The sequence below is a fragment of the Paenibacillus tritici genome (genome assembly GCF_018207515.1).
Taxonomy (GTDB): domain Bacteria; phylum Bacillota; class Bacilli; order Paenibacillales; family Paenibacillaceae; genus Paenibacillus_AQ; species Paenibacillus_AQ tritici.
Genome location: NZ_CP073365.1, coordinates 1,599,681 through 1,612,808, shown reverse-complemented (window position 1 = coordinate 1,612,808; position 13,128 = coordinate 1,599,681). Strand labels below are relative to the sequence as shown.

Sequence of the window (13,128 nt, the reverse complement as noted above, 5' to 3'; positions counted from 1 at the left end):
GTAGCATTTCCGCCGACCTGCCCGCCGTAACATTCATCTCCTTCATTTCCTTACACTTCAACATATATATGGAGGCTAATCACTCATGCTGTTGCTGAAATTATGCGTTATTGCTGTACTGCTTTCTTTTTCATACAGAATATTCGAGAGGATACTCAGGGTTATCTCTAAACCGCAAGAACGGAATACGATTTATTATTGGGGAGCCGCCATGATTGGTGGGAGTCTTCTCTGGAGCAGCAGTTACACCTTCAACGCTCCACAAGATGTAATGAGAGTGCTCCCGCTGTTCCTTATTATTCTGCTTGTGAACCTGATCATCTCCAGATCCTCAGGGTATTCTCCTGCGGGAACTTATAATACGGTCAACTTCGTGCTGTGCTTCCCTGTCTTTGAGGAGATCGCCTTCCGGGGACTTGTCCTGCCGATACTTGCGAGCCATCCGGTACTCGGTCAACTGCATTCCACTTCAGTCATTGATGTCAGCGGGGCGATCCTCCTTACCTCACTGCTGTTTGCGGTGTCCCATTTGCAGTATTACAGGCTGAACCGCGAGAGCGTCAGGTTTATGCTGTTTGCTTTTAGCGGAGGAATATTCTTTGGGCTGATCGCACAGGTTACCGGTTCCATCCTGCTGACGATTCCGCTCCATATCGCTTTTAACGGATCAGCCGTGCTGTATGCCCGGGCCGCCTCCGCAAGGAAGCACCTTCAGGCCTGACTATAACTCTATATATGTATGAAAAAAGAGCCACAGCTCATCTACAGAGCCAGCGCCTCTTCCGTAATCTGTCTGATATCAATCGGAGACAGCGTCTCCTCATTCACCATATCCGGCAGAATCTCTGCCAGGAAATAATCCACACAGTTCAGGTCAATATTCTTGATCTTGATCAGGGCATTGCGGTACATCACCACAAATTCCTTCTCTGTGTTTCCCCTTTGCAGCTCGGCAAAAGCTTCGTACACCTGATCCATCTTATCGGCAACCTCCAGAATCAAGCCTTCGATCGACTCGTCCTTGCCTTCGCGCAGTTGATGGTAGAAGATGCTTTTGAACTCGTCCGGAATATGCTCCTTGATGAAGTTGTCGATCATGCCCTCCTCCACCTGCTGAATGAGCGACCTTAGCTGGAGCGAGGAGTGCTTCACCGGTGTTTTGATATCCCCGATAAATATCTCTCCATAATCATGGCTGCTCGTAATCTCGTACAGCTTCTTCCAGTCGATCACCGCGCCGTGCTTCTCTTCAATATCCGCCAGCGTTTTGGCATACTGTACGACCTTCCAGGAATGGGCCGCTACGCTATGCTCCTCGAATTTGAATTTGCCCGGACAACGGATAATACGTTCCAGTTCATTCAGCGAGCGAAAATACTTGTGAATTCCCATGAGGCCTTGTCCTCCCGTATGTTTGAATATGCTCTAGATTAGAGTGTAATCCTCCAGTGTTATCCCCGGATGAACCTCAGCACACCATTGTGTAAAATCCGCACGGCTGCGCGCATCTAACGTTATTTCCCAGCCTCTCCCCGCCCTATTGCGGACAGCATCCCCGACTAAGGTCGGGAACAAAGAACAGTCTGCAGGCCGTTTTGCCAAGCCGGAAATATTCGTACAATACATACATAGACAACGCAGTGAACACGCCGCGAACCGGCGATCACCATATAAGAGAGGAAGATATCACTATGACAAAAAAATTAACCCGCTCCGTACAAGACAAGAAGCTCACAGGTTTATGCGGAGGACTGGCACGCTATTTGGGCGTTGATACGACCCTTGTAAGATTGCTTGTTGTTGCCGCTACGTTTTTCAGCTTCGGTACTGTTGTTTTTCTCTATATCATCGGCAGTCTCCTTATCCCTCAGGAATCCTACGGCGGATTCGATGACAGCTTCAACTACTAATTACTTGCCACAATAACCAAACCAACTAAACCAACATTAAAGGAGATTATTATAATGAGTATATTCCAAAGAATCACCACGTTAACCAAGGCTGCCATTCATGAAGGACTGAACAAGCTGGAAGATCCGATCCTGCTGACCGGCCAATACCTGCGGGATCTGGATGATAAAATCGCAGGCGCCGAAGGCAAACAGCGTGAACTCAAGGCAGCAGCCAGTGTGCTGGAGCGCCGGATCTACGAATACAAGGTGCTCGCAGAGCGCAGTGAAGCGGAAGCAGTGCAGTTCATGAGCGAGGGCAATGAACCTGCTGCCCGCCTGGCGGTAATGGCTAAGCTCCGCTACACGGAGAGCGGACAGGAATGCACCGCCGGACTTCAAGAGACGCAGGCAGCACTTGCCTCGCTGGAAGTACAGCTTGCCGGTGTTAAGGAAGAACATACGCGCCTCAAAGCCAAAAGAGCCGAGCTGGCTGAACGTGCCCGCAAAGCTGCGGAGATCAAGCAGGCTGCACAAGCCAGCGCCTCAAGCTTCCCGGCAGGATACGGCGGCCACGTGCTGAACGCCGGTTCCGCAGCCCGCGGCTTCGAACGGATGGAAGACAAGATCGCCATGCAGGAAGCACTGGCCGAGCAATCCGGGCTGGCGGCCGCAGCCGCACCTGACGCTCCGCTGAATAGCGCCGTTGAGGCCGAGCTTGAACGCCTCCGCAACCGCAAATAAGCTGGCGGTGTGAAGCCAGCAATCACAATAAGGATGCCTCCCCTTTCATCAGGGAGGCATCCTTGTTGTGCAATGTACTTTGTTCCAAATAGGGCTAGACAGGTTAGCCTATGCGATTATGACAGCAAAGGCTTCATAAGGCTGTAATTGCAGTTGCTTGAAGTCCACATGATCTCTGGAATAGTTGCCGATGACGAATTCCCCAGCCTGACCCAGCTCCGGCAATTCCAGCTTGATGGGCTCCCCGCTGAAGTTGGCCGTTACCAGCCAGGTCTGCCCTTCATAGCGGCGGAAGTACATGAACACCTGATCCGGCACGCCGGTCACCAGTTCGAACTCGCCCCATACCACAACCGGGTTGTTCTTCCGCAGTTCAATCAGCTTACGGTAGCAATGGAACACCGAATCCGGGTCCTTCAGATTCGCCTCCATATTAATTTCCTTATAATTCGTATGGACAGGCAGCCATGGCTCTCCGGTTGTAAATCCTCCGTTATGGGTAGCATCCCACTGCATCGGGGTACGGGCGTTATCTCTTCCCTTGGCATTAATGGACTGAAGGATAGCTTCCCTGGCATAGCCTTGCCCGATCCGTTCATGATACATATTGATCGCCTCAATATCCTGCGCTTCGCTGATATCCTGAATCGGATAATTGGTCATTCCAAGCTCCTCGCCCTGATAAATGTATGGCGTGCCCTTCATCAGGTGCAGGAGAATGGCGAACATCTTGGCGCTCTGTACACGGTACTGCCTGTCATTGCCCCAGCGCGATACAATTCTCGGCAAATCATGATTGTTCCAGAACAGGCTGTTCCAGCCCTCGTTCCCCAGCTCAGTCTGCCATTTCGCCAGCACACGCTTCAATTCGCTCACATCCAGGGGCTTCAGATCCCACTTCTCTCCCCCGTCCTGCTGATCCAGACCGATGTGCTCGAACTGGAACACCATCGACAGCTCCTTGCGGTCCGGGTTGGAATAGAGCTTGGCTACCTCCGGCGTCGCCCCCCAGGTCTCTCCCACCGTTAGAACATCATGGGCTCCGAAGGTCTCCCGGTTCATCTCCTGCAGATATTCATGCAGCTTCGGACCATTTCCTGTGATCTCCTGATCAGGAATTTTGCCGACCAGATCAATGACGTCCATGCGGAATCCGCCGACGCCCTTATCCAGCCAGAAATTCATCATGTCCCATACCTCTTGGCGGACCTTGGGGTTCTCCCAGTTCAGATCCGGCTGTCTGCGGCTGAATAAGTGCAGAAAGTACTGGCCGCTGACTTCGTCAAGCTCCCAGGCAGACCCGCTGAAGGTGGAACGCAGGGAGTTGGGAACGCCGCAGTTGACCGGATCACGCCAGATATAATAGTCACGGTACGGGTTCTCCTTTCCTTTGCGGGCTTCAATGAACCATGGATGCTCGTCCGAGGTATGATTGACGACCAGATCCATAATCATCCGGATATTGCGCCGCTTGGCCTGTTCAATTAATTCATCCATGTCATCCATCGTTCCGAATTCGGTCATAATATCCTGGTAATCGCTGATATCATAGCCGTTATCGTCATTGGGTGATTTGTACACCGGACTAAGCCAGATTGCGGTAATGCCAAGCTGCTCCAGATAGTCCAGCCTGCTGATAATCCCCCGGAGATCGCCGATTCCATCCCCGTCGCTGTCTTGAAAGCTTCTGGGATATATCTGATATATTACAGCGGTCTGCCACCATTTTGTATTGTTCAACCCATTCACTCCTGTAAGCTAAATTTAACTACAACCATGGACCAGATGCGCAGGGACGGCAAAGTGAATCTGGCCGCAAGCCCTTGCCCGTGAGGAACCACCTCGTAATCCAGAACAATCACTTCCTGGGCCTGATCATCCGGGCTGGCCGTGTAGATGCATTCAATCGGCTGTTCGATCAGCAGCGTGCACACCACATCATTTTGAGCTTCCGGCCGCTGTTTCTTGCCATGCTCCCAATAGTCATCTTCAAGCCCGGCAAGGTTAATCAGCTGCAGGATCTGATAGCCCGGCTTGCGCTTAATGATCGTCCAGACAGAGTCAATATCTCCGTTCGGGGCAAAAGGCACATGGCCCTCAAAGGTAATCTCGGTGTTAACCCCGGCGGTATAGGTATAAGACACATCCTCCAATTGAGCATCATGTATCAGCACTCCAAAACGCACGATGAAATCATAGTAGCGTCTGACCTCAATGGCAAATTCAGGCCGCATCACTGCATAATCGGGATAGTAGGGCATCGTCAGCATTCCATGATCCTCACCCAGCAAGAGGTGATATCCCCCGCTGGCGAATATGGAGGCCATCGTCAGCAGCGCCCCGTTCTCCGCCCATTCCTTGTCATGTCCGGCTTCCGGGTAGAAGGAGGGCAGATAGGCGGAGAGGATCACCGGCTTGTGCGGGTCGAGTGAACGCGCATGATCAATCAGTCCTTTAAGCTCCCGCAACCGGACTACCGGCGGCCACACTTCAATATAAAGCGCCTCCTGATCCGCCGAGGCCGTCTTGTGTATAGGATAATTACCCACATTATTGAAGATAACCCCGGCCTCTGCCTTGATTTCCTTCACGGCCGCCTGGGTCCGGTTAATCAGTGCCGGATAACATTCCGCCAAATCGACCAGCTCTTCTTTTCCGGCGATCCGGCGCACAGCTTTCTTGGGAAAGCCGTATTGGTCCATATGAATTCCGTCGAATCCGGCCTGTACGGCCTGACGGAACTGTTCAACAATATGATCGGTCCAAGGTGAATCCGGGGTAATGTCCATAATATAGAACAGATCTATTAAGTGAAACGGATCTCCCTGGCGGTTATACAGTCCCCATTCCGGACGCGCCTGCAAGAAATCCTTAAGACTTGCATATACCGCTCCATAGGCCATGGCGGCCATCCCTTTATCGTGTACAGCTGCGACTTTTTCACGGACTACCTTATAGGACATCGTCCGGCCCATCGGATCGGTAAATTCATCCTCTGCCGGAACCAGCTCATCATGCCGGTACATCCAGTCATAGAACTGTATGACATTTAAGTGGAATTTGTTCATGCTGTCAACGTCACGCGTGTCTCCTGATTCTTCACTCCGGAAATCGCTTAGAAATCCATACCGTGGCGCCCGGCTCCAATGGTCGGCAATATCGTAGGAGGTGTAGGCGGTTGACACTACAGCTTCATTGCACAGCACTGTAGCCTTGACCCCGTAACCTGCCCACTCTGTAGCTTCAGTGAACAAGGGAACGGATACTCTTTGTCTCACGCCTGGTTCCGTACGGATACCAAGTCTTTCTTCAGCAACCTGCTGCTCCAGCTTATAGAAGCCGACAACCAGCTCCAGAACTACTTTCTCCCGGGTTTCTACTTCAATGATCACGCTGCCGGATTGACCGGTTTTGTACTGGGCCTGATCGGGATAGATATCTATATGCGTCAATACGCCATTGTCCATATGAATACTCCATTCCATGTAAATTGAGCTTAGTTATTCCGCTTATTTCTTTCCGTTTTCAGCGAGCCAGGCATCCAGCTGCTTTTGCACCTCCGCGAGTACTTTGTCTGCTCCCGCCGCTTTTTGTTTGTCCAGCATTTTAGGAAGCGACTCCTCCGGATCGAGCTGGCCGGACTTCAGACCGTCAACAAAGGTTTTGTTGGCGTTGTCGATCGAGATCAATTCATTTTTTACCGGCTCCGGATCGAAGACAAATCCAAAGATCCGCGAAGGATTAGAAGACACCTGTTCGTTGAACTTCTCGTAGTTCTTATATTTATTCGGATCTTCGCCTACACGGGTATAGTTGATCATTTGATTCCCGAGCTGCCACATAATATCATGGTAGTAGCCGACATTATCTGTCGTTTTGCCTTCCGGCAGCGTAATTTGCCCGTCTTTGAGCACATAATGGGTTCCTTCAATCCCGAAGTTGAACAGGGTCAGCAATTCCTTGTCCTTATAGAACAGGTTAAGCAGCATCATGGCACGTTCCGGATCACCGGAGCTTTTTGCAATCGCATACATGGTTGCTGTCATCTTGCCTGTCTGCAAACGGTCAATATTAAGCGGAACCTGCAGCATCTCACGGCCTGCTTTAATCGAACCATTGGGTGATACGGCTGCTGTGCCGATCTCCATATCCGCGATAATATCCATATCAGAGACAAAGGCGAAGCCTTTCCCCGCTTGAATCTTCTTCCAGGCGTCCAGACCAGGTGTCAGTGCATCCTTGTTAATGTACCCTGCCTTGTACCATTTGTTGGTAAGCTTGGCAAGCTCCATATACCGCGGAGTCGTGTAGGAATTGATGACTGTATAATCATCTGCCGCTGTTCCCACGGTGTTAATCGCTGCAATACTCACAATAGAATCCAAATTCGTGGATGAATAGTACGCTTCGAGAGGAAAGCTCGGTGCGACCAGCGGCGTAATCCCCGGTTCGTTCTCCTTGATGGTCTGGAGCATCGGCTCCAGCTCCTCGACTTTACCGGACTTCAGTCCAGTCAGATCAAAGTTATACTTATCTACAAGCTCTTTGTTCAAGTAGACCCCTTGCGCACCTCCCAGCTCCTGGTGGGTATGAATACCGTACAGCTTGCCGCCGCGCTTAGCCGGCCCATGATAGTCCTTCTCTACAGCTTCGATGTCCGGGCCGTATTTAGCGAGCAACTCATCCAGCGGCAGCAAGCCCCCTTTGGTCACCTGTTGCTGGAACCCGAGCCAATCCGCCGTAAACAGCAGGTCCATTTTGTCGCCGGAGGCCATCATCAGGTTCGTTTTATCACTCCACGCGCCCCAGTCGATAGGATTCAGCTTGACCGTCATGTTCATTTCCGGATAGGCCTTTGCCAGATAATCATTCATCGCATCCTGTACCCGCTGACTATCGTTTTGCGGCGCATCGGGGAATACCATTACCACTTCGTAAGGCTTCAATCCGGAGCTGGCCGCGCCTCCAGGCTGGGCTGTGCCCGCCGGTGAATTGGCAGCATTATTCCCGCCGCAGCCGGTTACTAGAGCTGAAGTCAGCACAAGCGATGACAATACAACAGAACTTTTTTTCAACCACTTCATAATAATAGACCTCCCTGGAATTCTTCTGTATTATTGCCTCTTCCTTCTGAACTTGCCTATACTAATCCGGCCGTTTACCGGGATCAGCCCTTCACAGCGCCTACGGTAAGGCCTTTGACGAAATACTTTTGCAGGAACGGGAATACCAGCACCAGCGGTCCAATGGCAATCATCGCCATCGCCATCCGGATGGATTCAAGCGGCGTTGTGACCTGTGCGGTTGAACTGTAAGCCTTATTGGCAATCGTCTGCAGGAACGAAGCGTTCATTAAGGTTTTGGTCAAAAGATATTGCAGCGAGAACAGCTTCTCATTCTGGATGAAGACCAGGCTTGTAAACCAGTCGTTCCAGTAGGATACAGTGGTGAATAACCCGATGGTGGCCATTACGGGCAAGGACAGCGGCAGAATAATGCTGAAGTAGGTCCGGAATTCACCTGCCCCGTCGATCTGAGAGGAATCAATCAGGGAAGGCGGTATGCTGTTCGTGAAGAAGGTCCGCATGATGATCACATTGAAGCCGCCGATCAGACCCGGAATGATAAGCGCCATCAGCGTATCCTGAACATGCAGGAACCGGGTGTAGACCAGATACCAGGGCAGCAAGCCGCCTGAGAACAGCATCGTGATCAGAATGTAGAAGCTAAGAGCACCTCTGAGGGGAAACTCTTTCCGCGATAATGCATAAGCCATGGCCGAAGTCACAAACAGGCTGACGGCAACTCCAATGAGCGTTACTGAGGCAGACACACCGTAAGCCCGCAATATTTTTCCGGCATCTTCAAACAGATACTGATAAGCGACAAGACTGAATTTACCTGGCCAGAAGCTGTATCCATTCGCCGTTACCCAGTCTTCGTCGGCGACCGAGATCATAAATATAAGCCAGAACGGAATCAGGCAGGCAAGGCTGAACAAGGACAGGACAATAAGGATAAAGGGATTCGTTCGTTTTTTCTCCATGATGTTCTCCTTCTAGAACAAAGCATTTTCTTTGCTGAATTTACGGACGGCCAGGTTGACGGTAATGACAAGTGTAAAGCCAACCACCGATTGCAGCAGCCCTGCCGAGGAGGCAAGTCCCGTATCACCGGTAACCATTAACGCCCTGTAGACATAGGTATCGATAACATCCGTTGTCTCTTTGATCATGCCGGAGGCCATAGTAGCCTGATAGAACAGACCGAAGTCAGCGTTAAATATCCGGCCGATCGCCAGCAGTGTCATGATGATGATGATCGGAGCAATCAGCGGAATCGTAATTTTCGTCATTTGCTTCCAGCGTGTGGCCCCGTCAATGACGGCCGCTTCATAATATTCAGAGTCTATGCCGACAATGGCTGCCAGATAGACAACGGCCGAGTAACCCACACCCTTCCAGGTGTTAACAAGGGTCAGGATGTAAGGCCAATGCTCTGCTTCCGCATACCAGTTCCTGGGATCGATCCCGAAGGGCTCCAGAATGAATTTGTTGATGAAGCCCAGCTCCGGATTGAGAAATCCATACACGATGTAGCCGACAATGACCATGGAGATGAAATTGGGCAGGATTACTGTGCTCTGAAAGAACTTGGAGGCGAATTTATTTTTGACCTCGTTAAGGAGCAGTGCCAGCATCACAGCGAGTATCGTATTGATGATCAGGAAGCTAAGGTTGTACAGTAAGGTATTCCTGATGATCAGCCAAGCGTCGTTCGAAGCAAACAGAAACTTGAAGTTATCCAGTCCGATCCATTTGCTGCCCCAGATTCCTGCCGTATAATTCAGGTCCTTGAAGGCCAGGAAAATACCGAACATGGGCAGGTAGTTATTGATCAGCATCAGCAGCACACCGGGCAATGCCAGCACGGCCAAGGCCCTGTACTTCCATATGCTTTTCCATTTTGAGCTGGTTTCCGAAGCCATAGTTCCACACCTTCTTATTGGGTTATGGCTTCATTATAAGGAGTTGCCTGCAGCTGCTCTGCCGTTTTTGTAACCTTAGTCTATTCGTTTTGTGACCTTGCGGTATTCCTGGGGATTGACGTCGAACTGCTTGCGGAACATTTTGGTGAAATGGGAGAAATTGCTGTAGCCTACCTGCTGCGCGATCGCGCTGACCGGCATATCCGTGGTGTCCAAAAGCTCGCGGGTGCGGTCCAGCTTCACCGAAATCAGGAAATCAATCAGGTTCTGGCCGGTCTCTTTCTTGAACAGCCTGGAGAGGTAAGCCGGGTTCAAGCCCACATAATCAGCGACACTGGCCCTGGAGATCTCTTCCTCCACATGCTGCCGGATGTAGCGGATGGACCGCTCAATCATTCCGCCCTTCTCCTGCCGCTCGAATTCCGCTTCCATGACTGCCGACACGATCCCTTCCGCCCAATGCCTGTATTGAAGCAGTCCTCGTATCCGGGCGGTTGTCCAATCTGTAAACAGGGCGATGCTTCCCGCATTGATTCCTCTGACCTGCAGGAAGTGATATATAATCTGCAGGGTATCCTGATGCAGGGCGTCCAGATGTCTTCCCTGAAAGCAAGGATTGGCCTCCAGCTTCGCTGTCAGATGATGAATGAACTGCACAGCGGACTCCCGTTTGCCGTTCAGCATATAAGAGATCAGATCACCCAGCAGGATATCCTCCGAATTAGAATTAGCGGACAACATCTGGTCCTGCGGTAAGTATAAGAGCACGGATTGGGTCCGGGAAATATTGTCACGCTCCATGGTCTTTAGACTTTCACACATTCCCGGCAGCTCCTGAAGGGGTTTGAATGAACCGACATAGCAGGTTACAATGCTGTAGAACAACTCCTGGCAAGCTTGGATGAAACGTTTACCTATGGCCGTGAGCTGCTGAAGGCTAACCTTCTTAGCTGCATGTTCCCCCTCTACACCTCCGGCATACAGCAGAATGAACAGCACCCCGCTTTTATCGGTGACGGCCTCCCCCGGATGCTCTGCTGTGAAACATTCCTTCGCCGCTTTCTTCACCGCATATTCCATGATTTCCTGATCACGCGGGCTGAGCGGTTTGGACCACTCCTCAATACTGATCAGAATCGGGAGCACCTGATCATCAGGCGTTAATCCTACTCCCGCACCCGCCAGCTCCCGGTCAAAAAAATCCCCGAACGACAGAATGCTGCGGGACAGCAAATCCTGCCAGAAACGTTCTACCCGCTTCGGCTTTTCCTGTTGCCACAGATTCAGATACTTATGATACATTCGGTTGTAGGACGCATACTCTTCCTTCTCGCGGATAGCCGCCATCATCCCCGATACGGCAGACAACAGCTCATCCGTGTCAACCGGCTTCAGCAAGTAATCAAAGCTACCGAGGTTAACGGCTTTCTTGGCATAGGAGAATTCGGAATGGCAGGTCAGAAAGATCGACTCCGTCCAGGGAGAATGCTCCCTCACCCAGCCAACCAGTGAAAGTCCGTCTTCATCCGGCATCTCAATATCGCAAATCAGCAATTCTATTCTGTCGTTATTCAGCAGCTCCCTGGCCTTGTCGGCCCTGTTTGCCGTCAACACCTCTTCAATCCCATACGCCTTCCAGTCGCAGCAGTAGAGCAGCCCCTCCACAGCGAATTGTTCATCATCTACAATCAATAATCGCATCTCTCAAAGTTCTCCTTCTATATATTCAATAGGCAGGCTAAGCCGCACACGAAATCCGGACGGCTGATTACCGCTGAAGTGAATTCCGGCTCTCCCCGGATAGATCATTGCCAGCCTTTGCTTCACATTCCAGATCCCGATATGCCCTTCATCTGTGGCCGGGTTGTAATCCGGTGAATTCAGCTCCTGCAGCTTCTCTGCACTGCTGCCTTTTCCGTTATCCGAGATTTCAATAATCATGGTATCGGCCGCTTCTTCTGAGAGACCCGCCGAAATCTCCAGATGAAAGATCTCAGCCTTCAGACTTATGCCGTGAAGCATGGCATTTTCTACAAAGGGCTGTACGATCAAGGAGGGTATGGAGGCGCAGCTAAGCTCTTCGGCTATGGTGATCTGAAACTCAAACGACTGCTGGTAGCGCATCTTTTGAATTTCAAGGTAATTGCGGAGATGTTCCAGCTCTTGGCCCAATGTAATGCGGTTATCCTTGACCTGAAGCATAAAGCGGAAATACTGCACGAGATGCCGTACGGTCTTTTTGACCAATTCGAAACGCTTCAGATCGGCAAGCTGAAAAATAATATTGAGCGTATTCAAGAAGAAGTGCGGATTAATTTGCATTTGCAAGTGCTTCATTTCTGCCTTTTGCGCATTTATCCGTTCCTCGTAGATATCAATTCTCAGATCTTGAATTTCCACAACCATGTTATTAAAGGCCTGATTCAGCGCCTGGAACTCCACGAGGTTAGAACCGGGAAGCTTGGTTTCCATGGCGCCGTTGCGAATCCGGTGGATGCCGCTCAGCAAATCCAGAATCGGACGGATAACCATACGGCGGAAATAATATAAGTAAACCAGTAAAATGAGCAAAATAATAAAAGGCAGGACATTAATAATCGTCTGGAAGGTATTGAGTCCCTGGAGCAGCTCGGAAGCGGGGATGACCACAGACAGATTGATTCCCAGGGCGGAGGACTGGCTGGACACTACAAACCACTTCAGGCCGTCATGCGTAAACGAAAAGGAAGAATTCAGATTCATCTTCTCACCCGGCAGCTTGAAGTCGTAGCCCATGGATGCGGAAGGACGGGTTAAGATATTCCCTTCATTATCCACAATCAGCACATCACCGCCCGATTGCAGGTTCAGATTGCCCAGCGGTGAACGCATAGAGTCGATTCGGATCAGAGCGCCAATACAAGCGGTATTGCCCAGATTATTGCTGACGGTCCGGTTTAAATAGTACTCTCCGGCAATTTTAACGATCGTCCATTTGTACTGGAGCGACTCCAGATGATCTTCATTCTGAACCTTAGCCGTGATCCAATCCCTTATCTGGTCCATATCATCCTCTGTCGTTCCCAGTACATTGGATAGTGTCAGAGTATCAGTAACTCCGGAGTAGAGATAGAACATGTCCACGCTATGGTAGTAGGCCTGGTAGGCCTGATTTCTCTGCATAATCCCCATGCGGGCAAAATAATATTCGGACTCTGTCAGCCCCGGCTGATTCAATTGAAGAAAATTCACATCATGATCGACAATATCGACCAGATTAATCGTAATGTCATTCAGGCTGCTCTCCATCATCTTAAGATTGGAGTTGACCAGATTCTGATAGGATCTGGATACCTGATCGAGTACAATTCCCTTGGCATAATATCCCCCGGCAAAAAGAACGGCGAGGAGCGGAATCGTTATTGCAGCAGACAGCTGAATCAGTCGCACACCCAGTGAGTTTTTCCTGTTCTTCATCATGTATCCTTTCTACACCAGAACATAAGATAGAGTCACCGCAGGGATACT

11 protein-coding genes are annotated in these 13,128 nt (G+C 50.6%); 3 read left to right on the top strand and 8 right to left on the bottom strand.

Going from position 1 to position 13,128, the window contains the following annotated elements; translation table 11 throughout:
• Positions 1–211 precede the first annotated feature (211 nt).
• Positions 212–721 (top strand): CPBP family intramembrane glutamic endopeptidase, encoded by a 510-nt coding sequence (locus KDC22_RS06935; RefSeq protein WP_211722494.1) that lies wholly within the window; start codon positions 212–214, stop codon positions 719–721.
• Positions 722–762: 41 nt separating this feature from the next.
• On the opposite strand, the gene KDC22_RS06930 is transcribed toward KDC22_RS06935, so the two are convergent.
• On the bottom strand, positions 763–1,392 hold the full coding sequence (locus KDC22_RS06930) for a YfbR-like 5'-deoxynucleotidase (RefSeq protein WP_173130758.1): 630 nt from the start codon (positions 1,390–1,392) through the stop codon (positions 763–765).
• A 299-nt stretch (positions 1,393–1,691) separates the two neighbouring features.
• Here KDC22_RS06930 and KDC22_RS06925 point away from each other — a divergent pair, with 299 nt between their 5' ends.
• The gene (locus KDC22_RS06925; protein WP_211722493.1) at positions 1,692–1,910 is read left to right on the top strand and encodes a PspC domain-containing protein; all 219 of its coding nucleotides are present in this window, start codon (positions 1,692–1,694) and stop codon (positions 1,908–1,910) included.
• A 54-nt stretch (positions 1,911–1,964) separates the two neighbouring features.
• Entirely contained in the window at positions 1,965–2,633 is a 669-nt protein-coding gene (locus KDC22_RS06920) for a PspA/IM30 family protein (RefSeq protein WP_173130751.1), read from the top strand.
• A 108-nt stretch (positions 2,634–2,741) separates the two neighbouring features.
• On the opposite strand, the gene KDC22_RS06915 is transcribed toward KDC22_RS06920, so the two are convergent.
• The 7 genes from KDC22_RS06915 to KDC22_RS06885 form a co-directional block, all read right to left on the bottom strand.
• Positions 2,742–4,373 carry a glycoside hydrolase family 13 protein gene (locus KDC22_RS06915; RefSeq protein WP_211722492.1) on the bottom strand — a complete coding sequence of 544 codons (1,632 nt, stop codon included), beginning with the start codon at positions 4,371–4,373 and terminating at the stop codon, positions 2,742–2,744.
• Between the two features lie 5 nt (positions 4,374–4,378).
• A complete protein-coding gene (locus KDC22_RS06910; RefSeq protein ID WP_211722491.1) occupies positions 4,379–6,118 on the bottom strand; it encodes a glycoside hydrolase family 66 protein in 1,740 nt (579 codons plus the stop codon).
• A gap of 24 nt (positions 6,119–6,142) precedes the next feature.
• Complete coding sequence (locus KDC22_RS06905) at positions 6,143–7,717, bottom strand: ABC transporter substrate-binding protein (RefSeq protein ID WP_211722490.1); 1,575 nt, start codon at positions 7,715–7,717, stop codon at positions 6,143–6,145.
• 83 nt (positions 7,718–7,800) lie between these two features.
• Positions 7,801–8,679: a carbohydrate ABC transporter permease gene (locus tag KDC22_RS06900; RefSeq protein WP_211722489.1), complete on the bottom strand. Its 879-nt coding sequence runs from the start codon at positions 8,677–8,679 to the stop codon at positions 7,801–7,803.
• A gap of 12 nt (positions 8,680–8,691) precedes the next feature.
• Positions 8,692–9,621 (bottom strand): ABC transporter permease, encoded by a 930-nt coding sequence (locus KDC22_RS06895; protein WP_211722488.1) that lies wholly within the window; start codon positions 9,619–9,621, stop codon positions 8,692–8,694.
• Between the two features lie 75 nt (positions 9,622–9,696).
• Positions 9,697–11,322 (bottom strand): helix-turn-helix domain-containing protein, encoded by a 1,626-nt coding sequence (locus KDC22_RS06890; RefSeq protein ID WP_211722487.1) that lies wholly within the window; start codon positions 11,320–11,322, stop codon positions 9,697–9,699.
• A gap of 3 nt (positions 11,323–11,325) precedes the next feature.
• Positions 11,326–13,080, bottom strand: coding sequence for a cache domain-containing sensor histidine kinase (locus KDC22_RS06885; protein WP_246553342.1), 1,755 nt, complete (start codon positions 13,078–13,080; stop codon positions 11,326–11,328).
• Between the last annotated feature and the right edge of the window lie 48 nt (positions 13,081–13,128).

Excerpts from the sequence above, each read along its gene's own strand:
- KDC22_RS06910 (WP_211722491.1), bottom strand. The coding sequence starts at position 6,118 with ATGGAATGGAGTATTCATATGGACAATGGCGTATTGACGCATATAGAT.
- KDC22_RS06905 (WP_211722490.1), bottom strand. The coding sequence starts at position 7,717 with ATGAAGTGGTTGAAAAAAAGTTCTGTTGTATTGTCATCGCTTGTGCTG.
- KDC22_RS06890 (WP_211722487.1), bottom strand. The coding sequence starts at position 11,322 with ATGCGATTATTGATTGTAGATGATGAACAATTCGCTGTGGAGGGGCTG.
- KDC22_RS06925 (WP_211722493.1), top strand. The coding sequence starts at position 1,692 with ATGACAAAAAAATTAACCCGCTCCGTACAAGACAAGAAGCTCACAGGT.
- KDC22_RS06920 (WP_173130751.1), top strand. The coding sequence starts at position 1,965 with ATGAGTATATTCCAAAGAATCACCACGTTAACCAAGGCTGCCATTCAT.
- KDC22_RS06930 (WP_173130758.1), bottom strand. The coding sequence starts at position 1,392 with ATGGGAATTCACAAGTATTTTCGCTCGCTGAATGAACTGGAACGTATT.
- KDC22_RS06885 (WP_246553342.1), bottom strand. The coding sequence starts at position 13,080 with ATGATGAAGAACAGGAAAAACTCACTGGGTGTGCGACTGATTCAGCTG.
- KDC22_RS06935 (WP_211722494.1), top strand. The coding sequence starts at position 212 with ATGATTGGTGGGAGTCTTCTCTGGAGCAGCAGTTACACCTTCAACGCT.
- KDC22_RS06895 (WP_211722488.1), bottom strand. The coding sequence starts at position 9,621 with ATGGCTTCGGAAACCAGCTCAAAATGGAAAAGCATATGGAAGTACAGG.
- KDC22_RS06900 (WP_211722489.1), bottom strand. The coding sequence starts at position 8,679 with ATGGAGAAAAAACGAACGAATCCCTTTATCCTTATTGTCCTGTCCTTG.